General features: G+C 62.6%; 23 protein-coding genes, 1 tRNA gene and 1 pseudogene. 9 read left to right on the top strand and 16 right to left on the bottom strand.

Features of this window, described 5'->3' with window-relative positions:
- Nucleotides 1-19 precede the first annotated feature (19 nt).
- The 7 genes from QTJ18_RS16760 to QTJ18_RS16730 all read right to left on the bottom strand — a co-directional run bounded on the left by QTJ18_RS16760 (nucleotide 20) and on the right by QTJ18_RS16730 (nucleotide 6,816).
- Nucleotides 20-619 carry a TetR/AcrR family transcriptional regulator gene (locus tag QTJ18_RS16760; RefSeq protein WP_252751313.1) on the bottom strand — a complete coding sequence of 200 codons (600 nt, stop codon included), beginning with the start codon at nucleotides 617-619 and terminating at the stop codon, nucleotides 20-22.
- A 145-nt stretch (nucleotides 620-764) separates the two neighbouring features.
- Entirely contained in the window at nucleotides 765-2,525 is a 1,761-nt protein-coding gene (locus QTJ18_RS16755) for an ABC transporter ATP-binding protein (RefSeq protein ID WP_252751312.1), read from the bottom strand.
- Nucleotides 2,522-4,249 (bottom strand): ABC transporter ATP-binding protein/permease, encoded by a 1,728-nt coding sequence (locus QTJ18_RS16750; protein WP_289851946.1) that lies wholly within the window; start codon nucleotides 4,247-4,249, stop codon nucleotides 2,522-2,524. Before QTJ18_RS16750 ends, QTJ18_RS16755 begins: the two co-directional genes overlap by 4 nt.
- A 224-nt stretch (nucleotides 4,250-4,473) precedes the next feature.
- Nucleotides 4,474-4,980 (bottom strand): hydrolase, encoded by a 507-nt coding sequence (locus tag QTJ18_RS16745; RefSeq protein ID WP_252751311.1) that lies wholly within the window; start codon nucleotides 4,978-4,980, stop codon nucleotides 4,474-4,476.
- A gap of 62 nt (nucleotides 4,981-5,042) precedes the next feature.
- Nucleotides 5,043-5,489, bottom strand: a complete 447-nt coding sequence (locus QTJ18_RS16740) for a carboxymuconolactone decarboxylase family protein (RefSeq protein WP_252751310.1) — start codon at nucleotides 5,487-5,489, stop codon at nucleotides 5,043-5,045.
- A gap of 50 nt (nucleotides 5,490-5,539) precedes the next feature.
- Nucleotides 5,540-6,292, bottom strand: a complete 753-nt coding sequence (locus tag QTJ18_RS16735; protein WP_252751309.1) for an SDR family oxidoreductase — start codon at nucleotides 6,290-6,292, stop codon at nucleotides 5,540-5,542.
- Nucleotides 6,293-6,303: 11 nt separating this feature from the next.
- The gene (locus QTJ18_RS16730) at nucleotides 6,304-6,816 is read right to left on the bottom strand and encodes an RrF2 family transcriptional regulator (protein WP_252751308.1); all 513 of its coding nucleotides are present in this window, start codon (nucleotides 6,814-6,816) and stop codon (nucleotides 6,304-6,306) included.
- A gap of 330 nt (nucleotides 6,817-7,146) precedes the next feature.
- Between QTJ18_RS16730 and QTJ18_RS16725 the strand changes: the two genes are divergently transcribed.
- Entirely contained in the window at nucleotides 7,147-7,647 is a 501-nt protein-coding gene (locus tag QTJ18_RS16725; protein ID WP_252751307.1) for a hypothetical protein, read from the top strand.
- Nucleotides 7,648-7,694: 47 nt separating this feature from the next.
- Here QTJ18_RS16725 and QTJ18_RS16720 read toward each other — a convergent pair whose 3' ends face one another.
- Entirely contained in the window at nucleotides 7,695-7,889 is a 195-nt protein-coding gene (locus QTJ18_RS16720) for a hypothetical protein (RefSeq protein ID WP_252751306.1), read from the bottom strand.
- A 225-nt stretch (nucleotides 7,890-8,114) separates the two neighbouring features.
- Between QTJ18_RS16720 and QTJ18_RS16715 the strand changes: the two genes are divergently transcribed.
- From QTJ18_RS16715 to QTJ18_RS16690, 6 genes and pseudogenes are all read left to right on the top strand, one after another.
- Entirely contained in the window at nucleotides 8,115-8,360 is a 246-nt protein-coding gene (locus QTJ18_RS16715; protein WP_252751305.1) for a DUF3363 domain-containing protein, read from the top strand.
- A 228-nt stretch (nucleotides 8,361-8,588) separates the two neighbouring features.
- Nucleotides 8,589-8,702 (top strand): annotated as a pseudogene (locus QTJ18_RS25600) (DUF3363 domain-containing protein); the annotation flags it as partial.
- A 46-nt stretch (nucleotides 8,703-8,748) separates the two neighbouring features.
- The gene (locus QTJ18_RS16705) at nucleotides 8,749-9,063 is read left to right on the top strand and encodes an ArsR/SmtB family transcription factor (protein WP_252751304.1); all 315 of its coding nucleotides are present in this window, start codon (nucleotides 8,749-8,751) and stop codon (nucleotides 9,061-9,063) included.
- Nucleotides 9,060-9,416, top strand: coding sequence for an SRPBCC family protein (locus tag QTJ18_RS16700; RefSeq protein ID WP_252751303.1), 357 nt, complete (start codon nucleotides 9,060-9,062; stop codon nucleotides 9,414-9,416). Before QTJ18_RS16705 ends, QTJ18_RS16700 begins: the two co-directional genes overlap by 4 nt.
- Nucleotides 9,417-9,459: 43 nt before the next feature.
- Nucleotides 9,460-10,083: an ATP-dependent Clp protease proteolytic subunit gene (locus QTJ18_RS16695; RefSeq protein ID WP_252751302.1), complete on the top strand. Its 624-nt coding sequence runs from the start codon at nucleotides 9,460-9,462 to the stop codon at nucleotides 10,081-10,083.
- Between the two features lie 99 nt (nucleotides 10,084-10,182).
- The gene (locus QTJ18_RS16690) at nucleotides 10,183-10,734 is read left to right on the top strand and encodes a LysR family transcriptional regulator (RefSeq protein ID WP_252751301.1); all 552 of its coding nucleotides are present in this window, start codon (nucleotides 10,183-10,185) and stop codon (nucleotides 10,732-10,734) included.
- A 75-nt stretch (nucleotides 10,735-10,809) separates the two neighbouring features.
- Here the strand turns inward: QTJ18_RS16690 and QTJ18_RS16685 are convergent, their stop codons facing one another.
- The 3 genes from QTJ18_RS16685 to QTJ18_RS16675 all read right to left on the bottom strand — a co-directional run bounded on the left by QTJ18_RS16685 (nucleotide 10,810) and on the right by QTJ18_RS16675 (nucleotide 12,163).
- Nucleotides 10,810-11,154 (bottom strand): hypothetical protein, encoded by a 345-nt coding sequence (locus QTJ18_RS16685; RefSeq protein ID WP_252751300.1) that lies wholly within the window; start codon nucleotides 11,152-11,154, stop codon nucleotides 10,810-10,812.
- A gap of 531 nt (nucleotides 11,155-11,685) precedes the next feature.
- Nucleotides 11,686-11,907 (bottom strand): hypothetical protein, encoded by a 222-nt coding sequence (locus QTJ18_RS16680; RefSeq protein ID WP_252751299.1) that lies wholly within the window; start codon nucleotides 11,905-11,907, stop codon nucleotides 11,686-11,688.
- Nucleotides 11,908-11,932: 25 nt separating this feature from the next.
- A complete protein-coding gene (locus tag QTJ18_RS16675) occupies nucleotides 11,933-12,163 on the bottom strand; it encodes a hypothetical protein (RefSeq protein ID WP_252751298.1) in 231 nt (76 codons plus the stop codon).
- Between the two features lie 167 nt (nucleotides 12,164-12,330).
- Between QTJ18_RS16675 and QTJ18_RS16670 the strand changes: the two genes are divergently transcribed.
- Nucleotides 12,331-13,179, top strand: a complete 849-nt coding sequence (locus tag QTJ18_RS16670; RefSeq protein WP_252751297.1) for a hypothetical protein — start codon at nucleotides 12,331-12,333, stop codon at nucleotides 13,177-13,179.
- Between the two features lie 101 nt (nucleotides 13,180-13,280).
- On the opposite strand, the gene QTJ18_RS16665 is transcribed toward QTJ18_RS16670, so the two are convergent.
- The 5 genes from QTJ18_RS16665 to QTJ18_RS16645 form a co-directional block, all read right to left on the bottom strand.
- Nucleotides 13,281-13,357, bottom strand: a tRNA-Arg gene (locus QTJ18_RS16665).
- Nucleotides 13,358-13,727: 370 nt separating this feature from the next.
- A complete protein-coding gene (locus QTJ18_RS16660; RefSeq protein WP_252751296.1) occupies nucleotides 13,728-14,357 on the bottom strand; it encodes a hypothetical protein in 630 nt (209 codons plus the stop codon).
- A gap of 201 nt (nucleotides 14,358-14,558) precedes the next feature.
- Complete coding sequence (locus QTJ18_RS16655; protein WP_252751295.1) at nucleotides 14,559-15,410, bottom strand: transglutaminase family protein; 852 nt, start codon at nucleotides 15,408-15,410, stop codon at nucleotides 14,559-14,561.
- A gap of 125 nt (nucleotides 15,411-15,535) precedes the next feature.
- Nucleotides 15,536-16,477 carry an alpha-E domain-containing protein gene (locus tag QTJ18_RS16650; RefSeq protein ID WP_252751294.1) on the bottom strand — a complete coding sequence of 314 codons (942 nt, stop codon included), beginning with the start codon at nucleotides 16,475-16,477 and terminating at the stop codon, nucleotides 15,536-15,538.
- Nucleotides 16,478-16,481: 4 nt separating this feature from the next.
- Nucleotides 16,482-17,891, bottom strand: a complete 1,410-nt coding sequence (locus QTJ18_RS16645) for a circularly permuted type 2 ATP-grasp protein (protein WP_252751293.1) — start codon at nucleotides 17,889-17,891, stop codon at nucleotides 16,482-16,484.
- 301 nt (nucleotides 17,892-18,192) lie between these two features.
- Between QTJ18_RS16645 and QTJ18_RS16640 the strand changes: the two genes are divergently transcribed.
- Nucleotides 18,193-19,062, top strand: a complete 870-nt coding sequence (locus QTJ18_RS16640) for a DMT family transporter (RefSeq protein ID WP_252751292.1) — start codon at nucleotides 18,193-18,195, stop codon at nucleotides 19,060-19,062.
- Nucleotides 19,063-19,123 lie beyond the last annotated feature (61 nt).

Below are 19,123 nucleotides of genomic sequence, written 5' to 3'. Positions count from 1 at the left end.
CGTCCGGACTGCGGCCGCGTCATCGCATGCGCAGGGCATTGCGATAGAAATTTGCGACGGTCTGGAAGAGTTCTGCCCGGCTGATCGGCTTGCCGGAGGCCAGACAGTCGTCGACGGCGCCGTGCAGGGCATCGAACAGCATGACGGCCGTCAGGCGCGGGTCCCCCATCTCCAGCGCGGCATCCTTGGCGCCTGCCTTCAGGAGAGCCATCAGCCGGGTGATCACCGGATTGCCCGCTTTCATGGCGCGGTTTGCCGGCCGATGTTGATGAAACACCAGATCATGCACCGGCATGGAGTCGAGATAGGCGTCAAGACAGACCGCCACGAAGGCATCGAGGCGGGACGGCCAGTCATCATGGTGCTGCGCCATCGCCCCGTCGATCTTCTCGCAGAAGCTCTCGACGAAGCGGATTTGCAAGGCGGTCAGCACATCCTCCTTGGTCTTGAAATAGAGATAGAAGGTTCCCTTCGCGACGTCGGCGCCCTCGACGATCTCGCTGACATTGGTGGCGGCAAATCCCTTTTCCAGAAACAGGGCCTGCGCCGCATCCATCAATTCCTCGCGCCGGATCTCGGCGGATTTGGTGCGGGGTCGTCTTGCCGTATCGTTGGTCATCGCTGTGCTCATCTGATTTTGCCGAGCACATCCTTACACCATCCGGCATTTCAGCGTCTTGCCGGCAATCGCCGTGACGGCCGTTTATCCCTGCCGGCAAGGCCCCGGGGCGAATGCGAGCGCCGCGGCGAAAGGTTCTGGCGGATCACGCAGGGGTTTGCGCCAGCGCCATCAGCTGACTGTAACGCGTGCCCGGCACGGCCAGGGCGGCATGGGTGCCGGCCTCCACCAGGCGGCCTTGATCGAGCACCAGGATCCGGTCGGCGGCCTGGATCGTCGACGGGCGATGGGCGACCATCAGCACGCTGCGGCCGGCATCACGAATGCCGGACAGCGCCTTCTGGAGGGCCCGCTCGTTTTCGCTGTCGAGATTGGCGGAGGCCTCGTCCAGAAGCAGGATGGGCGCTTGCGTCACCAGCGCCCGGGCGATCGCGATGCGCTGGCGCTGGCCGCCGGAAAGCCTTGCACCCCGTTCGCCGCACAGCGTGTCATAGCCCTGCGGCATTGCCGCGATGAAATCATGCGCCTGCGCCAGGCGGGCGGCATGCTCCACGTCCGCATCCGTCGCGTCCGGCCGGCCGAGACGGATGTTCTCGGCCACCGACCGGTTGAACAGATGCAGGTCCTGCGGCACATAGGCGACGAGCCGGCGCAGCACGGCGACCGGCAGGTCGCGGATGTCGACGCCGCCGATCGTGATCCGGCCCTGATCGGTTTCCGAGAACCGCATCAAGAGATTGGCCGCCGTCGTCTTGCCCGCGCCGGAGCGACCGACGAGAGCCACCGTCTCGCCAGGTCGGATGGTGCACTCGAAGCCGGCGAGAACCGGGGCGCGCGCGCCGCCGTAACCGAAGCCGACCCCTTCGAAGCGGATGGTCGTGTCTCGCGGCGGCGCCTCATGTCCCCGGTCGAGGATTCGCGGCTTCTGATGGAAGATGTCGAGAATGCGCCGCGCGCCGGCCTTCAACTCACCGAACTTGCGCGCCGTCTGCGTCACCTCCGCAATGGGCGCCAATGCGCCGCCGGACAGGATGACGACCAGCGGCAGGAGCGGCAGGCCGAGGACGCCGCGCTCGACCAGGTGCAGACCGACCAGCGATGCGGCCAGCACGGCACAGGCGGTCAACGCGTCGATGGCGGCATATTCCAGCCCGGCGCGGGAGCCGTAGCGCCGCTGCGCGGCGCCAAGCGCCGCCGTATGCGCCAGCAATTTCGCCAGAGCATCGCGACCTCGCCCGAACAAGGACAATTCGCGCTGGCTCTGGATGAACTCCACCGTTTCGGCATTCAGATGACCGAGCGCCGCCAGCACCGTCTCGCCCTCTTGGCCGGCACGGCGCGACAGCCAGGCCGGGACAGAGGCGACCAGAAGCAGGAAGGGCAGGAGCGTCAGCGCCGCAAGCGGATGGAGGAGAAAAAGGCCCGCCAGCGCCGCCACCGGCACAATCACCGCGCCGATATAATCGGCCAGCGTATGGGCATAGAAGGTTTCCATCAGCTCGGCATCGCCGGTGGCGATGGAGGCGAGGTCCCCCGTCCGCCTGCCGAGGACCGCGAAAGGCGCGGCGCGGTCCAGCCCGTCAAAAATGCCGAGCTGCAGATCGCCGATCAGGGTGAAGGCGAAGTCGTGCGAGATATGCGCCTGCCACCAGCGCCCGCCGGCCGCGACCGGCACGATGATGGCGAGCAGGATGACGGGCGGCACGAGATGTCCGGGCGGCGCGCCGGCGACCGCCTGTCCGGCGATAAAGGCGAGCATGGCCAGGGTGGCGAGCGTTCCGCCTTGCGCCAGAATACCGGAGCAAAGGGTGAGGATGAGCTTGCGGCGGCGATTGCCCTTGATGAGCGGCAAGAGGCCGAACAGAGCGCCGGCGCCTTGTGATGGCGAGGTTGCGGCGAGGGTCACGACGCGTCTCCTTGCAGTGCGGCCAGCCGGGCAAAGGCACCGCCGGCGGTCATCAGATCCTGCGGCGGCCCCGCCTCGATCAGCCGGCCCTTGTCGAAGAGGAGCACCCGGTCTGCCGCGGCGATGGTGGAAAGCCTATGGGCGATGACGATCACTGTGCGGCGGCCGCTGAAGCCGTCGATCGCCGACTGGACGGCCTTCTCGCTCGCCGGATCGATATTCGAGGTGGCCTCGTCCAGAAGGAGGATCGGCGCATCCTTCAACAGGGCGCGGGCAATCGCCAGCCGCTGGCGCTGGCCGCCGGAGAGGGCGCCGCCGCGTTCGCCGAGCGGCGTATCGAGGCCCTGCGGCAGGCTGCGGAGGAAGGGTCCCAGATGCGCCGCCTCGATGGCGGCAGTCAGCTCCGCATCCCCGGCATCGGGCCTTGCCATGCGCAGATTGTCGGCAATGGTGCCGTTGAGCAGCACCGTATCCTGTGACACCACGCCGAGCAGCCTGCGCAGCGTGGCGAGAGACACAGTGCGGATATCGGTGCCGCCGATCCTTATGGTCCCGCGGCCCGGATCGAAGAAGCGGGGCAGGAGCGCGGCAAGGGTCGATTTCCCGGCGCCCGAAGGGCCGACAATGGCCACGAACTCCTTCTCTTTGACCGTGAAGGAGACATCGCTCAGCGCAGGATCTGCGCTGCCCGGATAGCTGAAATCGACCCTGTCGAAGCAGATATCGGTCGCCGCGGGGCGGGGTGCGGGCATAGTCGGCTCGACCACCGGGGGCCCGAGCGAAAGCAGGTCGTGCATGGCCTGCATCGCGCCGCCGGCCGACCAGGCGGTATGGAATTCCTTCTCCAAACGGTCGAGCGGGCGGAATGCCTCGCGCGCCAGGAAGAGCGCCAGGAACAGGGCGAAGGGCGACAGGTCACCGGCCGCGACACGAAAGGCATCGACCGACACCAGGAGGCCCATGCCTGCCAGCGTGACAAGGCCGGTCACGCCGGTGCGCATCATCGTGACCGCCGCCGCCCGGATCGATTCCTCCGCCAGGGTTTCGGCGCGCGTGGCAATGCTTTGCCGCCAGGCAGGGGAGGCATTGAAGGCCTTGAGGGTTACCATGCCCTGCAGGCTGTCCAGCAGCTCGGCGCCGAAGGCGCCCATTGCCGCGAAGACGCCGGACACGGCAGGCATCTGCCAGCGCATCCAGGCGCGGTCGAGCAGCGGAAAGGCGAGGACGAAGCCGCCCAGCAGCAGCGCCGAGGGCCAGTCGACAACCGACAGCACGGCCAGCACGGCGGCGCAGCCGATGACGGCGATGGCGATGGCCGGAAGATAACGGCTGTAATAGCCCTCCACCGCCTCCACCCCGCCGACGATCGTCGCCTGGAGATCGCCGCTTCGACGATGCAGCGTCACGCCCGGGCCGAGATCGAGAAGATGGGCGAGCAGCCGCCGGCGCAGGTCCTCCTTGGTGGCCAGCGCCGTCGTCTGCGCGGTCATCTCCGCGCACCATAGAAGGCCGGCCCGGACCACGATGATGGCGGAAACCGCGCCGAGCCAGGCGAGAGGCGATCCGGCCCCCGACGACGGGCCGCCCTGGAGAAGCGCGTTGATCGCCCCGGCAAGGCAAATGCCCTGCAGACCATGGCAGGCCGTGACGGCAAGACCGATCAGGGTGCTGCCGATCATGAGGCGCCTCAAGCGCGGCGTGGCGGCGGACAGGACGGACATCATGAGAAAAACTCCGTATTGCCGGACCTGGTTTGCGGCCGTCATCGGCGCCCGCCCGTCCCTTACGACAGGAGGAGGGGCAAGCCGCCGATTGCCGCCGGATCAGGCCTGTTCCGCACAGCAATAGCGACTGACTGGCGGTCAGTCAATTCAACCCAATGAGATTTTGCGTCCGTGCATCGAATGCGGACATGCTCCTGCGTCCGGCCCAAATCGCAGCAGATGGATTACAGGTCCGGTTTTCTCGGGGAGCGTTGCAGGATGGCCTCGAGCGTGACGGGCCGCAGCCCCTGCGCGTCGACGCCCACATCGAACTGCCGGGGCAGGGGCTTCAGCCGGCCATGCGAATGGCCGTGCAGATTGATGGATTTCTTGCCCATCTGGTTCCATGTGCGGAAGGCATAGTGGCACAGGATCAGGTGATGCCCCGCATGCGCAATTTCCGCATAATGCTGGACGCTCTCCCAGCCCGGCGACGCGATCGTCGTTGCTGGATCATTATTGCCGATAATCAGATGCTTCCGGCCGTTCAGCCTGGCAAGGAGCGCCGTGCAATCGCCGGCTTTCGCCGACATGACGTCTCCCAGATGCCAGACCTCGTCCTCGGGCGCGACGGTCTCGTTCCAGGACCCGATCAGCGCGACGTCGTGTTCGGCCATGGTGGCAAAGGGCCTGCGGTCCAGGCGAAGGACGCGCGGATCGCCGAAATGGGTGTCTCCGGTAAAATAGATCATCCGCTATATCTGGCGCCCTGAGCCGGAACGTCCACGGCAAACCGCCTGCCGGCAAGCCTTCATCAGGCTTTGGCCGCCACCGGCAGGCGGAACGGCGCGCCGAGCCGGTTGAAGGCGTTCATGGCGGCGATCGTGATCGTCAGGTCCACCAGATCCTTGGGATCGAAAACGGCCGCGGCGGCGGCATAGGCCTCGTCGGAGGCATGGGTCTGGCTGACATTCGTCACCTCCTCGGCCCAGGCGAGGGCTGCCCGCTGCTGGTCGGTGAACAGATGCGGCACCTCGTCCCAGACCGGCACCAGCGTCACCTTGTCGACGGACATGGTCTTGCGCAGATCGCGGCTGTGCATGTCGATGCAATGGGCGCAGCCGTTGATCTGCGAGACGCGCAGGAAGACGAGGTGAATGAGCTCTTCCGGCAGGCTCGTCTTCTTCGTCACATAGTGGTGGACGCTGAAGAGCGCCTTCGCGCCGTCGGGGGAGATTTCGGACCAGTTCAAGCGGGACATGGGACTTTCCTTGTGTTGCGGGAAGTGAATGGGATTGGCGGCAGCTCGCGTCATGCCCGAAGCCATTCGGAAAACGTGATCCGGCCTTTGATGAAGGCTCCCTCAGGCACCAGCGAACCGGCCATGACCGGCGCGCCGAAATAATCGATGGCGGCATCGGCCCTTACCGGGCGATCGTCGCCTTTCGCATCCAGATAGGTTCGGGCGAAGGATGTGAAGGCTGCGCGGTCGGGACCTGCGAGATCGACGATCCCGTTCTTCGGCTCTCCCAGCGCGGCCTTAACCAGAGCGGCCGCGACGTCGAAGGCTGCGATCGGCTGGAAGTCGATATCCGGCACGCTCACGGTGCCGTCGGCGGCGTAGGCGTCGACCAGCGTCTCCATGAATTCGTAAAACTGCGTTGCCCGCACGATCGTATAGGCTTGGTCCGAAGACCGGACGACCTCTTCCTGGGCAAGCTTGCCCGCCATGTAGGCATTGGCGGACAGCCGGTCTGTATTGACAATCGAGAGCACGACGTGATGGCCGACGCCTGCGGCCTGTTCGGCGCGCGTCAGGTTCCGGCTGGACGTCTCGAAGAAGTCGGTGATGACGGCCTTGTCGAAGGACACCCTGTTCGACACGTCGATGACGGCGTCGGCGCCGGTCAGCGCTTCGGCCAGTCCTTCTCCCGTATAGGCGTTGATGCCGTTGCGGGAGCTTGCGGCGACGGCTTCGTGGCCGGCGTCCTGCAGAAGCTTCACTGCCTTCGAGCCGATCAGGCCCGTGCCGCCGATGACGACGACCTTCTTCATCTTGCTCATAGTGCTTTCTCCTATGACGAGGCGCGATTGCCCGTCTTGCGTTCGTGGAGTTCGAGGAAGGCGCATCCGCGGGCGGCGATCCCGCCGTCGTCGTCTGCACCGAGGTCCGCCAGAAGGTCCGCGACGGAGACCTTGGCGAGTTCTGCGCGATAGGCTTTCTCGGCCTTCAGCATCGCGGCGTTGATCTGGCAGGGCCTGGTGAAGTAGCGCTGCGGCAGAGGGTTCGGTCCGCGCTGGCGGATCTCTGCGCATCGGAACGCGGGCGCCGGTCCTTCAACCGCGAGGACGATGTCGAGCAGGCTGATCTCCTTCGGCGCCTTCGCCAGTCGATAGCCGCCTTTCGGGCCGGGCGTCGTCACGACGATCCCGGCGCCGGACAGCGCCTGCAAATGCTTCAGGAGATAGCTCGTCGACACACCGTGCAGTTCCGCAAGCGATGCTGCCGAAAGCACGCCCTCTTTCGACAGTCCCGCCAGGAACGCCGTGCAGTGAATGGCCTGCTCCACGCCTTCGCTGAGTTTCATAATATCGCTCCTAATCCTGGATATAAAATGTCTATGATTCTGAAGGGTGTCAATCCCGATCTCTTGTCTCGCCCAAAAATTCGGAACGGAGAGGAGAGAGGGACGGGCAGAGGAGGGACGGGGCAGAGGAAGGGGATGCGGAAATGAGGCGGACCGGGCGATGACAGAAGGGCAGCGATGTCCCGGCCTCGCAATCTGCGCAAGATTTGCCATATAGTCGGACAATCATCCTCAAGCGGGTCGGCACAGATCAGGGTCAGTTGCTCAATGAAGCGTCGAACAAGGTGGACTATGCGGTGGGCCCTTCCTGACCCTCGCGGAGCTTTTGCGGTGCGCAAGACGGCGGTCACGGTTCTCTGCGTCCTCATCGGGACTGCAGGCGCGGCGGCCGCCCCTCCGGCGGACCTGACTGTCGATCATCTTCTCACCCTGTGCACGGCCCCAGGCGTGCAGGAGGCGGCGCAGGAAGGCGACAAGCTCGGCTGGCGCCGCATGAGCGATGCCGATACCTCGGCGTGGCGCAGCGGCTTCCAGGCTCATAATGGCGGGCCGGTGGAGCTGGTCGGATGGAAGCGCGACGGGTCGGAGGGCGCGGAGAGTCTGTCATACTGGATGTCTGTCGGGAGGAACGGCCATCAGGCCTGCGCCTATTCCACGCCAAGGCCCGGGGCGCTTCTCGACGCTTTGAAAGCGCGCCTTGGACCGCCTGACGATTTCGACAGCCAGCCAGTGATCGAGAGCACCAGCGCCTTTTGGCAAAGGAGCGGCGTCGCGTATCAGTTCACGCAGGTCGGCACCAGCGCGCTGGTGAATATCAGCCGGACCAGATGAGGCCCTGCGGGAAATCCTGAAGGTTTGCGAAGGGCGACATGCCGTCGCTATTTCGCACCTCGCCATTTCAGGAGATAACCGAAGCCCGGACCGATGAGGGCCCCTCCGATCACCCATTCGAGAAGCGTCAAGGGCCGCTCGTCGGGATCGTGTCCGGTGATGAACAGGAAGAGGAAGAAGGCAAGGACCCCGCCGACAATGAGCGCGAGTTCATGCAGAAGGCGTTTCCGCGAACTATCCATGATTGTCTCCAAGGCGTGGCCCTCAATCGCAAGATAGGCGCGTCGCTGCCGGCTGCAAGGCAGTGCGGTTGCAAAGACCGGGCATATTTCGACTGCGAACGGACGCCGTCGAAATGTGCCGCGTGGGACGAGGCGTGGCCGTTCAGGTACCGTCCGGCTTCGATCTGCGGCGGGTATGACGGCAACCGATGAAAGACGCTGAGCAGATGGGAGGCGGGACGGAGATTGGGGCCGACGCTGTGCGAGATGGGCGAGCGCGGCGACATCATCCGCATCATGCAAAAGGCGCTGAAGGCCGGTGGCCTCGACCCGGCGATTTTCCACCTTCACGACGCCGCGTCCGAAGTGTCGATCGTCGGCCGTGTCGTGGACGAATATCTGACCGACGAGATAGGAGAGCCCGACCGTCGTGGTGGACGGGATCGACAGCCGAACCCCACACGTTCCCGGCATCGAAGCCACCCGCGTTGAGGGATGCCCGCACCGGCAGCATCGTCGAGATCTGGCCGATTGACAGGGCCGGCCGCCCATCCGATCCCACCATCGCGGACATCGCCGAGGACGGCATCTATCGGCCGAGCGATCCGGCACGAGGATGGCGGCATTCGCTATCGCCGTAATCTCACCGCCACGCTGCGCAACCGTGAAGTTGCTCGTGCTGGGCCGAGATGGCGGCGGGCAAGAACCTGCCGGTCCGCTCTGCCGCCGTGGCGGCCGGTCATCGACCGCCAGCTCGGCAAGGAGGTGGCCGGCTTCGTCCAGGGCGGTTCGGTGTCGTGGCAAATGGGGCGGCAGAGGGGGCTGAGCCTCTAACTAAGATAGAATTGCGAATCGCATAAGTCTGTGCTTATGTCTTGGCATGATCGAAAATGATATTTTTAGAGCTTTGTCCGACCCGACCCGCCGCACGATCTTCGAGAAGTTAGCGGCAGGGGGCATGAACGCCAGCGCCTTGCGTGAGGGTATGGATATTAGCCAACCAGCTATGTCCCAGCATCTTGCCGTCTTGCGCGGTGCCCGGCTGGTGAGGGAACAGCGGCAGGGGCGTTTCGTGAATTATGAGGTCGATCCCGAGGGATTGTCTCTCATTGCTCAATGGCTTGCAAAATACCGTGCTTATTGGCCGGCACGGATTGAAGCCCTCAAGGTCTTGCTGAAGGATATGGATCAATGAAGGACAATAAGACCGAAGAGCAGAGAGCTGGCATAGATTTTGAGTATCAACTCGATGCCCCGACAGAAAAGGTTTGGCGCGCGCTGAGCATCCCCGAATTTCGAGCAAACTGGCTGCCCCAAGACGCGCTCGCCAATCCCGACGCGACGACGTCAACGCCGGGCGAAGAAGTGAGCTACAGGATGCGGGATAACACGCCGCCATTCGTCGAAAGCACGGTGACGTTCAGGATTGCTCCGAATGAGAGCGGAGGAACGAGCTTGCGGATCATACACGAGCTTGATGTGGCGCGACTCGACAGAACAATTGAGGCAGCAAACAACAACAGCCAAATCCTCATGCTTGCCGCCTGATCGGACGGCTTTCTTTAACGTTTAAAAGAATTGGAGTTCGCCGATGCGCGAAGCGATGCAACTCGTCCCCATGGTTGTCGAACAATCCAGCAGAGGGGAGCGCTCATTCGACATTTTTTCGCGTCTTCTCCGCGAGCGGATCATCTTCCTAAATGGAGAGGTGAACGACACTGTTTCAGCATTGGTTTGCGCCCAATTGCTCTTTCTTGAGGCTGAAAACCCGAAGAAGCCAATCAGTCTTTACATCAACTCACCCGGCGGAGTCGTTACAAGTGGTCTGGCGATGTATGACACTATGCGCTACATCCGCGCGCCGGTGCATACGCTGTGCATGGGAACGGCGCGCTCTATGGGTTCCTTTCTGCTGATGGCAGGAGAGCCTGGCGAACGTGCAGCACTACCCAACGCGAGCATCTTGATACACCAGCCATTGGGTGGCTTCCAGGGCCAAGCCTCTGACATGCTCATTCATGCAGAAGAAATTCTGAAGACCAAGAATAGGATGACTCGGCTCTACGCTAAACACTGCAAACGTCAATTCGAACAGTTCGAAAAGGGCATGGATCGCGATCACTTTATGACCGCGGAAGAAGCATTGGAATGGGGTTTAATCGACAAAATCTTGGAGTTTCGGGAACAAAATTTCACCATGGAATCTTCGTCGTAGCGACAGATCAATTCCGATGCGTTGATACAAAAGGGAGAATTGTTTCTGGCAGTACCTTGCCTGGTATTCTCGGATTTAAGAGTTCCACTGACTGCGCTTATGCATATTTCGGCTGTCGCCGAACATCTTAATTTTCGGCATGCGGCAAACGCGTTAGGCACCACGCAGTCGAGCATCAGCGCCCGTATCAAAGCGCTTGAGGAGACACTGGGAATCCTCCTGTTCAAGCGCCGTCATTGTGGTGTTGGCCTGACCGAAGCCGGGCGCCTCTTCGTTTCCGAGGTCGCGACCGGCATCGGCCATCTCGATCATGCCATCCGAACGGCCGGTGCGATTTCGTCCGGTACGACCGGGCAACTCGCCACCGGACTCATCTCTTCGATCACTGGCGGTTTCATCGCCGACTTGCGCACACGGTTTCACATCGAGTTCCCCGATGTCGATCAGGTCGTCGTGGAAGGTCCGTCCGCGCAAACAGTGGCGATGGTGCGCGACGGCAAACTTGATGTTGCCCTCGTGCCGACGCTGCTGGCCTGGCTGGGTAGCACCATCATCCACGACATCAAGGGATGGAATTGGACGCTGACGGCGGCTTTCGCGCGCAGCATGGTCGCGTGCTGCTGTTCGATCCGACCGATGCCACATGCCTGATCGATCGGGAGACCTTTGATTCGGTGCAGGAGCATTCGCGCGTCTGCAACCGGAGGATGACGCCGCCTCGCGTGGTCAGCGGGCCAAAACTCCTGACCGGCTTCTTCCTGCGCGCCTTTGCACAGCGCGTCGAGGTCGCCGATAAGGCATCAAGGCTGGCTTTGCAGCGGTCGATGGTGGCTTGGCTGTCTTTCTGAGCTTGGCCAGAACGCCGACGACATCGAGCTGAAGCTCGAATGCGTCGTCGGTATCGCGTTTATTCAATTCGGTGTTGATCGCTTCGAGCACGGAGAGATCGTCTCGCCCGCGCTCGAACTCCACCCGAAGCTGATCATCCGATAGCGTTGATAGACTCAAAGACTCCCCCCTGCGTTGCATCAGCAACTTATAATTTGTCGGTTGCCAGGGGTTGAAGATCAAGTGTGATCTTTCGCCTTCCTCCCACCTCAGAGTTTATGCTGGACTAATTTTGCACCGGCCGACATATCCGACGTGTGGTTCCCACGCCTGTTACTGCGCCGTTGGTGGCCGTCCGATGGCTAAAGGTTTCGCTTTTGGCGAGGGGCCTTTCGGCCATTTGTCAGCGTACTGTTCTCATCGTCGAAGACGAAATCCTGACCGGATGATGCTCGCCGACACGCTTCTCCACGAAGGCTACGAGGTGGTCGAGGCTGCGAACCGTCCTCGAAGCCGTGGCCGTCCTCGGGCAACGTAATATCGATGCCGTCGTCACGGACGTCGCATGCCCAGCGGCCTGAGCGGCCTCGATTTCGCTAAGATGATTTCAATGACCCACATGCACGTCTCGGTCATCATCGCGTCAGGCGGAAATCGCCTCCGGGCGGAAGATCTCCCTGGCGACGCCGTGTCAGCCCCGAAGTCATATGGGCTGGATGCCATCGCCGCGATGGTCGGAAACATGGCCGCAGGAGAAGGGCGACGACTCGCCAGCTAGTCGAAGTCACCGATTCTGCCCGTCTGGAAGACGATGATCGGAGCACCTTCCTCGCCGACAGCGGGATGGCCCTCCCGCTTGACGACGAGGGTTCCCGCATGGTCCTTGGCGAGTTCCTTCGCCTCCTCGACAGCACCCGGTTCGTCTCCATCGACGACCGTCTCCCATACTTGGATGGGCTGTCCCCGATCGTCGAGGTCGAAGGCGAATATGCTCATGGAAGTGAACGCTCCTGGCATCGGCTCATGCCGATCCGCGCTGCGGCAGCTCGACCTGATCGTCGATTTCCTTCTTCACTTTCTCGCGGGCTTCGTCCACGTCGCGTGCGTCGTTCTGGAGCTTGGCGCGGACACGCTCCACTTCCTCGTCGGTTGCCTCGATCGGCTGGCTGGAATCGTCGGGGAGACCAGGACCGCTCTGCGCGATAGAGGCGTCCTTCGGGCGATCGTTCAGGCCGTCTGCGATCTTGGACATGTGCATCTCCTTCTGGAACCTAACGACGGCCAGGATGGATTGTTCGGCGACCTGCAAAAAAATCATGAGAAGCCGAGCGTCATCTTGTAAGACCGCGCGGAACCTGTGGGCTTTGTGCCTTGCCTTCCATCGATCCATCGTCTCCGGAAAGGGAGCGGGTGGAGCAAATGGGACAGGACAGCAGGCTTCTCGGATCTTTTCGACATGGCTTCGCTCCTCCCGGAGCCGAAGTGACGACAGCAAGACGGGAAGCGGCAAGGGAAGTCATGCGCGCGTTCGAGGACGGGCCGAGCCTCGAACGCTTCCCACTTCTGCGAGATGCCGCTCTCGTGCTTGCGGACGTGTTCTACCTGATCCGTAAGCAGCAGAAGCCGGAGTGGTTCTATACTTCCGGAACGATGTCCCATCCGCCCCCTCACATCGCACGAGGTCTCAGAAGGGCTTTCGAACAGATCGCATCTGCGTGCGACCGGCGGGACGTCGGGCAGGTGGTCGAGCGCCTGAACTCTATGCGAGTTGCTCCGACTAGGCTCGAGAACTTCCTCGCCGCCACACGGACTCGCGAACCGATCCAACCTTTCGACGACGCCAGGTGGATATACCTCGTGCGAAACAAAACAGAATGGGGCATCGTCAATCTTGGGGAGATCGACGGTCGCGTGCAGGAAGCCCTTCTTGAACTGGAAGAGCTCAATCCGCATTTCGGGAAGTACAACCTCACGGCTGCGTGGCGAGTTCATGATCTCCGGGCAGGGTATGCGATCGCGGCCATGGCGCTGCAACCTTGGTTCATCCAGACGGACTTCTACGACTTCAGAGATTTCGATCACCTCGCCGACATGCGCAAGAAGGTGACCAACGCATTGCAGGATTACCGCCTGCTGGACGGAGATCCCCCGTACGTATCGTCGTCGTGGTCTTCTGAGTTCTTCAGAAACCATACCAGGCGACTTGAACTCGATCCTGTGTCAGTCGACGATGAAGACCATGAGGCAGGGCCAGGATTCGAACCCTAGCACAGAGATGGGAGGAATTTCAGCGCCAGTCTAAAATTGACGGTCTGCCAGTCTAAGATCTTAGGTGGTCAGTCTAAATTTATGCGACGCGCGAGATGAAATGGCGCACCCGACAGGATTCGAACCTGTGACCTTTGGAATCGGAATCCAACACTCTATCCAGCTGAGCTACGGGTGCGTGCCTTGATGTAGGAATCGGCGGCGTTGCGCCGTTCCTGCCGGTGGAGGGTTCATAACAAAGCTCGGGCCGCGCATCAATCGGCAAACGCATGGAAAATGAATGAAAAGCGACAGGCGGTCGTCGATTGCGGTCTTGGCTGGCCTGCATCACCTGCTGCAGCGCTTGGGGTTAAGGAGGCAAGGCACTGTAAAGGCTCAATAAACCTGTCGCTGCCGGCGGCGGATCGGAGATCGGGCAAGGCAGCGGATTTTCCGGGGGGCTTGCAGGAGCGAGCTGGCCGCTGCAAGGCTGCGGGGCAGGGCGCGGCGGGTCTGGGCTGCGGCCACGACCGGTCCGGCCAGGGCGGCTGAGACCTTCCGCCGGCGGATCATGCCTGCAGCACAAGCAGCCGCCTTGCCCTGTCCACCAGCATATTGGCGAGCGTCATGCGCAGGGTCGCCTCGCGCCGGAAGGCGGGGTGAATGCCATCCGGATGGTTCAGCCTGGCAAAGGCGCGGCGCTTTTCCGCCAGCGCCTCGGCCGTGTCGGTCGGCCTGAGGCCGAGATCCTCCGCCACCTCGGCCTCCGTCTGCCGCAGGAGGTGGGGCGGCATGGCCGGCGGGTCCGGGCGCGGCATGGCCGGCGGGTCCGTGCGCTGCATGGTGCGTGATGCGATCCTCTCCCCGGCCACCCTGCCATCCGGCGGTGCCGCGTTTCGGGTCTGCCCCCGATCCGGTTCCCGATCCGGTTCCCGATCCGGCTCCCGATCCTGCCCCTGATTCTGCCCCTGATCCGGCTCCCGATCTGGTCCTCCCGCCGGCGAAGCCTCATCCCCCGCAAGATCCAGATAGGCATGGCTGGCGCGCGTCACCGTTTCCGCCGCCGCCACGGGTGCGGCAAAGCTTGAATTCAGCCCCGCGATCCGGAAAGAGGAAGGGGTAGCGACAGTTTCCTCCTCCGGTGCCTCGTGATCGAGCCGGGTCAGGATGGACTGGAAGGCCGATTTGCCGAACAGCATTGTCTTTTCTCCAGGCGGGTCGCCATCCGGGACAGTCCGATCAGCATACCCGCTTGGCAGGCACGATCCGGCTGATCCGCACCGCCGTGCGGCCGGATGATGCTTCCGATGCGGATGAAAAGACCATGCCGAGGTGGTGCCGGGCTTGCGGCGGCTTCAACCGCGTCAAGCGCCTTTCCGGATCCTCCTCCGCCTTAAAGATCAGCCCTGGCTTTGACTTTGGCCGTTCTGGCTCTGGCTCTGGCTCTGGCTTTGGCCGGAGGCCTCCACATGCAGCTGCACGGTCAGGTTTTCGCCGGCATCGCCGATGCGCATGCCGGAGACGGGCGCCGCATCGCGATAGCACAGGCCGCTGGCCACGCGCACATAGCGCTCGTCCGGGCAGATCTTGTTGGCGGCGTCGAAGCCCACCCAGCCCAGTCCCGGCACATGCACCTCCGCCCAGGCATGAGTGGCCGCCTGATCGAGCCGATCCTCCATCAGAAGATAGCCCGAGACATAGCGGGCCGGCAGCTTCATCTGGCGCGCGGCGGCAACGAAGACATGGGCATGGTCCTGGCAGACGCCGCTGCCGGTTTCGAGTGCCTGTTCGGCCGTCGTCTGGGTGTCGGTCGTACCGGGCCGATAGGCGACGGCGCTGTGAATGGCATCCATCAGCGCATGCATCTGAGCCAGTTCGCTATCCCCGGTGATGCTTTCGGCCAGCTGCCTGATCCGCTCGCCGGCCGTGGTCCTCGGTGTCTCGCGCAGATAGAGCCAGAGCGGCACGAAGCCCTGATGCGGGCCCATCACGCCCGCTTTGTCCTGCGTTTCCAGTTCGCCGCTGGCGCAGATGCTGATCATGTGCTCGCCGCCTTCGATCGAGACGAGGTCGACGAGATTGCCGAACTGGTCGCTGTAGCCGGCCTCGATCCGGGCGCCATCGACCGAAAGCGTCCAGCCAATGACCCGCTGCGCCGCTCCCGTCTGGGGGCGAAGCCGAAGCCGTTGCAGCGCATAGGCCACAGGCTCGTCATAGAGATATTCGGTCGTATGCGTGATCTTCAGTCGCATCGCGGCAATGTCCGTGTTCTGCGAGCCCTGTCCCGGACGGGCCCATTCCCGGCGGTCTTCTTGTCGGCCGATCCATCATCAGCCATCCTCAACGCGCTGCAGCCGCGGCGCGCCGTCCTCGGCCTTCATTGATAGAAGCGGTAGCCCTCGGAGATCTCGGCACTCAACTGGTTATTGCGGCCGATGAAATCCTCCAGGAATTCGTGCAGTCCCTGGTCCATGACATCCGAGATCGAGCCGCGGGTCAGCATGGTCTTGATGGCCGCCGCGGTATCATGGGCCGAATGATGCTGCCCGTATTCGCGCTCCAGATAGCCGAGATTGCTGACGATCTTCTCGTAGCAATAGGCAAGCGAGCGCGGCATGCGGACATTGAGGATCAGGAAATCGGCAATATTGGCCGGACGATATTCCGCATCATAGACCCAGCCATAGGAGCGGTGGGCGGAGACCGAGCGCAGGATCGACTCCCACTGGAAATTGTCGAGCGAGGAGCCCACCTGGCTGACGGCCGGCAGAAGCACGTAATATTTCACGTCGAGAATGCGGCTGGTATTGTCGGCCCTTTCGATGAAAGTGCCGATCCGCGAGAAGTTATATTGGTCATTGCGCAGCATCGAGCCGTGAAAGGCGCCGCGAATGAGGCCGGCGCGCCGCTTGATCGTATCGATCACCTGCGGCAGGTCTGCCGCCTTTACCTGGCGCTCCAGCAGCGCCTTCAGCTCGATCCAGCACTCATTCGTCGCTTCCCAGGTTTCCCGGGTCAAAGCCGTGCGCACCATGCGGGCATTGTTGCGCCCGAATTCGATGCAGGACATGACGCTGGAGGGATTGGCCATATCGCGCAGAAGGTAATCCACGGCATTGGCGGCCGTCACCGTGTCATGCACCTCGCCAAAGGCATCGCGGACGCCGGCGCTCTGCAGCACCCCGTCCCAATCCTCATCGGCGGAGCCCGACCGCGTCAGCGAGACACGCAGACCGGCATCGACCAGGCGGGCAATGTTCTCCGCCCGCTCGATATAGCGAAACATCCAGTAGAGGCCATTGGCGGTTCTTCCGAGCATCAGATCAATCCTCCAACACCCAGGTGTCCTTCGTGCCGCCGCCCTGGCTGGAATTGACCACCAGCGAGCCCTGCTTCAGGGCGACGCGCGTCAAGCCGCCGGGAATGATCTTCACCTTGTCGGACACCAGAACATAGGGGCGCAGGTCCACATGGCGCGGCGCGACGCCCTTGTTGACGAGGATCGGCACGGTGGAGAGCGACAGCGTCGGCTGGGCGATGTAATTTGCGGGCTTGGCCTTCAGCTTGTCGGCAAAATCGGCGCGCTCCTTCTTCGAAGCCGTGGGTCCGACCAGCATGCCATAGCCGCCGGAGCCATGGACTTCCTTGACCACGAGCTCCTCCAGATGCTCCAGCACATAGGCCAGGCTATCGGCCTCGGAACAGCGCCAGGTGGGCACGTTTTCCAGAAGCGGCTTGCGGCCGGTGTAGAATTCGACGATTTCCGGCATGTAGGAATAGATGGCCTTGTCGTCCGAAATGCCGGTGCCGGGGGCGTTGGCAATGGTGATATTGCCCGAACGGTAGACATCCATGATGCCGGGAACGCCAAGCGCCGAATCGGGCCGGAAGGTCAGGGGATCGAGGAAATCGTCGTCGACGCGGCGATACAGGACGTCGATCGCCTCATAGCCGCGGGTCGTGCGCATCTTGACCTTGCCATCGATGACGCGCAGATCCGAGCCTTCCACAAGCTCGACGCCCATGGTGTCGGCCAGAAAGGAATGTTCGTAATAGGCGGAATTGTAGATGCCGGGGGTCAGGACCGCCACCCGCGGCCGCCCCTTGCAGCCGGGAGGCGCAAGGGATGCCAGCGACTGCCGCAGGAGATAGGGGTAATCCTCGACGCGCTGCACCTTGTTCAGCGTGAACAGTTCCGGGAACATCTGCATCATGGTTTCCCGGTTCTCCAGCATGTAGGAGACGCCGGAGGGCGTTCTTGCATTGTCCTCCAGAACGTAGAACTGGTCCTCGCCGGTGCGCACGATATCGGTCCCGACAATATGGGTATAGACGCCGCCGGGCGGCTTGAAGCCGATCATTTCCGGCAGGAAGGCGACATTGTTCTCGATCAGCGCGCGGGGAATGCGCCCGGCGCGGATGATCTCCTGCTTGTGGTAGATATCGTCCAGGAAGGCATTGAGCGCCAGCACCCGCTGCTCTATGCCCTGGGCGAGCCTGCGCCATTCGCGCGCCGAGATGATGCGGGGGATGATGTCGAAGGGAATGAGCTTTTCCGACGAATCGGCATGACCGTAGACGGCGAAGGTGATTCCCGTCTTGCGGAATATGCCTTCTGCGTCGCGGCTTTTTTGAATGAGATGCGCGGGATCCTGGGCGTCGTACCACTCCTGATAGGTCTGGTAGGGTGGTCGCGGATGGTTCTCCGCGGTCAACATTTCATCGAATGCCAATGCTTTATTCCCCATTTTCGACCATAAAAATACAAGGTTTCCCTCTTTGCAAGCGCCGGGCGTCGAGATGCGACAAATTAATGAGAGGGCGTTCGAATGCTTAGCGCCGGTGCAATCTTCGCCCGCCCAAATCTTGTGCAGAGGCGCTGAAGACGCGAGCCGGCGGGGCCGGCGGATCTTCCTGAGTTTGACTGTGAGAAAAACTGTGGGCAGGTTTCAGCTTTTCTCTTTTGACGGAAAATCAATCACGGGTTAACGCTAAAATGCCCGCTTCTTCGGCAGTTTTTCGAAAGCCCCGCATTTGCTTCTTCCCCGCCTGGCGCCGATCCTCTTCGTCTTTCTGTGGTCCACCGGCTGGATCGTCGCCAAGATCGTGGCGCAGCATGCGGATCCGCTCCTGTTTCTGTTCATCCGCCACATTCTGGCGGCCGCGGCCTTCACCATACTCGCGCAGGTGGTTTCGGCGCCCTGGCCTGCCAACCGGTCAGCCGCGCTGCATGCCTTTGTCTGCGGCATCTTCCTGCACGGTCTTTATCTGTCGGCGCTCTGGTGGGCGATCGGGCAGGGGGTGCCGGCCGGGCTTTCCGGCGTGATTGCCGGCCTGCAACCCCTGCTGACGGGTCTTCTCGCCCTGCTCTTGCTGAAGGAGGCTCTGAGACTGCCGCAGATCCTCGGGCTCGCCATCGGCTTTGCCGGAATCCTGATCGCCGTATCGCCGCAGGTCATGGCTTCTGCCTCGGCTGCCGGCGGGCTCGGCTTTCCCATTCTCGTCAACCTTGCCGGCATGCTCTCGGTCACGCTCGGAACGCTCTACCAGAAGCGCTATCTCGGCAATGGCGACCTGCGCACCATCGCCGTCTGGCAATATCTGGGCGCGGCTGCGGTCACTCTGCCGCTCTCGCTGCTTCTGGAAGATCAGCGCTTCGACGCCAGTCTCGCGGTGTTCGGAGCCATGGTCTGGTCGGTCTTCGGACTGTCCATGGGCGCCGTCGGCCTGCTCCTGTTTCTCATCCGGCGCGGCCAGGTCTCGCGCGCGGCCTCGCTTCTCTACATGATGCCGCCGCTGGTGGCGGTGGAGGCGACGCTTCTGTTCGGCGAGCCGCTGACGGTTGCGATGATCGCCGGCACCGCCATCGTGGTGCTCGGCGTCTATCTGGTGAACCGGCGCTAGTGGACTGAATTTGACACGTGATACCCGCCTGCGGCACGCGCTCAGAGCAAATGCCCAATGC

The organism is Rhizobium sp. SSA_523, from assembly GCF_030435705.1.
Classification (GTDB): domain Bacteria; phylum Pseudomonadota; class Alphaproteobacteria; order Rhizobiales; family Rhizobiaceae; genus Neorhizobium.
Note: the sequence above shows the minus strand (reverse complement) of the source record. Positions and strands in the feature narration are given on the sequence as shown.

Bases quoted from the DNA above. Each gene is read 5' to 3' on its own strand.
- QTJ18_RS16760 (WP_252751313.1), bottom strand. From the start codon at position 619: ATGACCAACGATACGGCAAGACGACCCCGCACCAAATCCGCCGAGATC.
- QTJ18_RS16750 (WP_289851946.1), bottom strand. From the start codon at position 4,249: ATGATGTCCGTCCTGTCCGCCGCCACGCCGCGCTTGAGGCGCCTCATG.
- QTJ18_RS16745 (WP_252751311.1), bottom strand. From the start codon at position 4,980: ATGATCTATTTTACCGGAGACACCCATTTCGGCGATCCGCGCGTCCTT.
- QTJ18_RS16740 (WP_252751310.1), bottom strand. From the start codon at position 5,489: ATGTCCCGCTTGAACTGGTCCGAAATCTCCCCCGACGGCGCGAAGGCG.
- QTJ18_RS16735 (WP_252751309.1), bottom strand. From the start codon at position 6,292: ATGAGCAAGATGAAGAAGGTCGTCGTCATCGGCGGCACGGGCCTGATC.
- QTJ18_RS16730 (WP_252751308.1), bottom strand. From the start codon at position 6,816: ATGAAACTCAGCGAAGGCGTGGAGCAGGCCATTCACTGCACGGCGTTC.
- QTJ18_RS16720 (WP_252751306.1), bottom strand. From the start codon at position 7,889: ATGGATAGTTCGCGGAAACGCCTTCTGCATGAACTCGCGCTCATTGTC.
- QTJ18_RS16705 (WP_252751304.1), top strand. From the start codon at position 8,749: ATGATCGAAAATGATATTTTTAGAGCTTTGTCCGACCCGACCCGCCGC.
- QTJ18_RS16700 (WP_252751303.1), top strand. From the start codon at position 9,060: ATGAAGGACAATAAGACCGAAGAGCAGAGAGCTGGCATAGATTTTGAG.
- QTJ18_RS16695 (WP_252751302.1), top strand. From the start codon at position 9,460: ATGCGCGAAGCGATGCAACTCGTCCCCATGGTTGTCGAACAATCCAGC.
- QTJ18_RS16690 (WP_252751301.1), top strand. From the start codon at position 10,183: ATGCATATTTCGGCTGTCGCCGAACATCTTAATTTTCGGCATGCGGCA.
- QTJ18_RS16680 (WP_252751299.1), bottom strand. From the start codon at position 11,907: ATGAGCATATTCGCCTTCGACCTCGACGATCGGGGACAGCCCATCCAA.
- QTJ18_RS16675 (WP_252751298.1), bottom strand. From the start codon at position 12,163: ATGTCCAAGATCGCAGACGGCCTGAACGATCGCCCGAAGGACGCCTCT.
- QTJ18_RS16670 (WP_252751297.1), top strand. From the start codon at position 12,331: ATGGGACAGGACAGCAGGCTTCTCGGATCTTTTCGACATGGCTTCGCT.
- QTJ18_RS16660 (WP_252751296.1), bottom strand. From the start codon at position 14,357: ATGCTGTTCGGCAAATCGGCCTTCCAGTCCATCCTGACCCGGCTCGAT.
- QTJ18_RS16655 (WP_252751295.1), bottom strand. From the start codon at position 15,410: ATGCGACTGAAGATCACGCATACGACCGAATATCTCTATGACGAGCCT.
- QTJ18_RS16650 (WP_252751294.1), bottom strand. From the start codon at position 16,477: ATGCTCGGAAGAACCGCCAATGGCCTCTACTGGATGTTTCGCTATATC.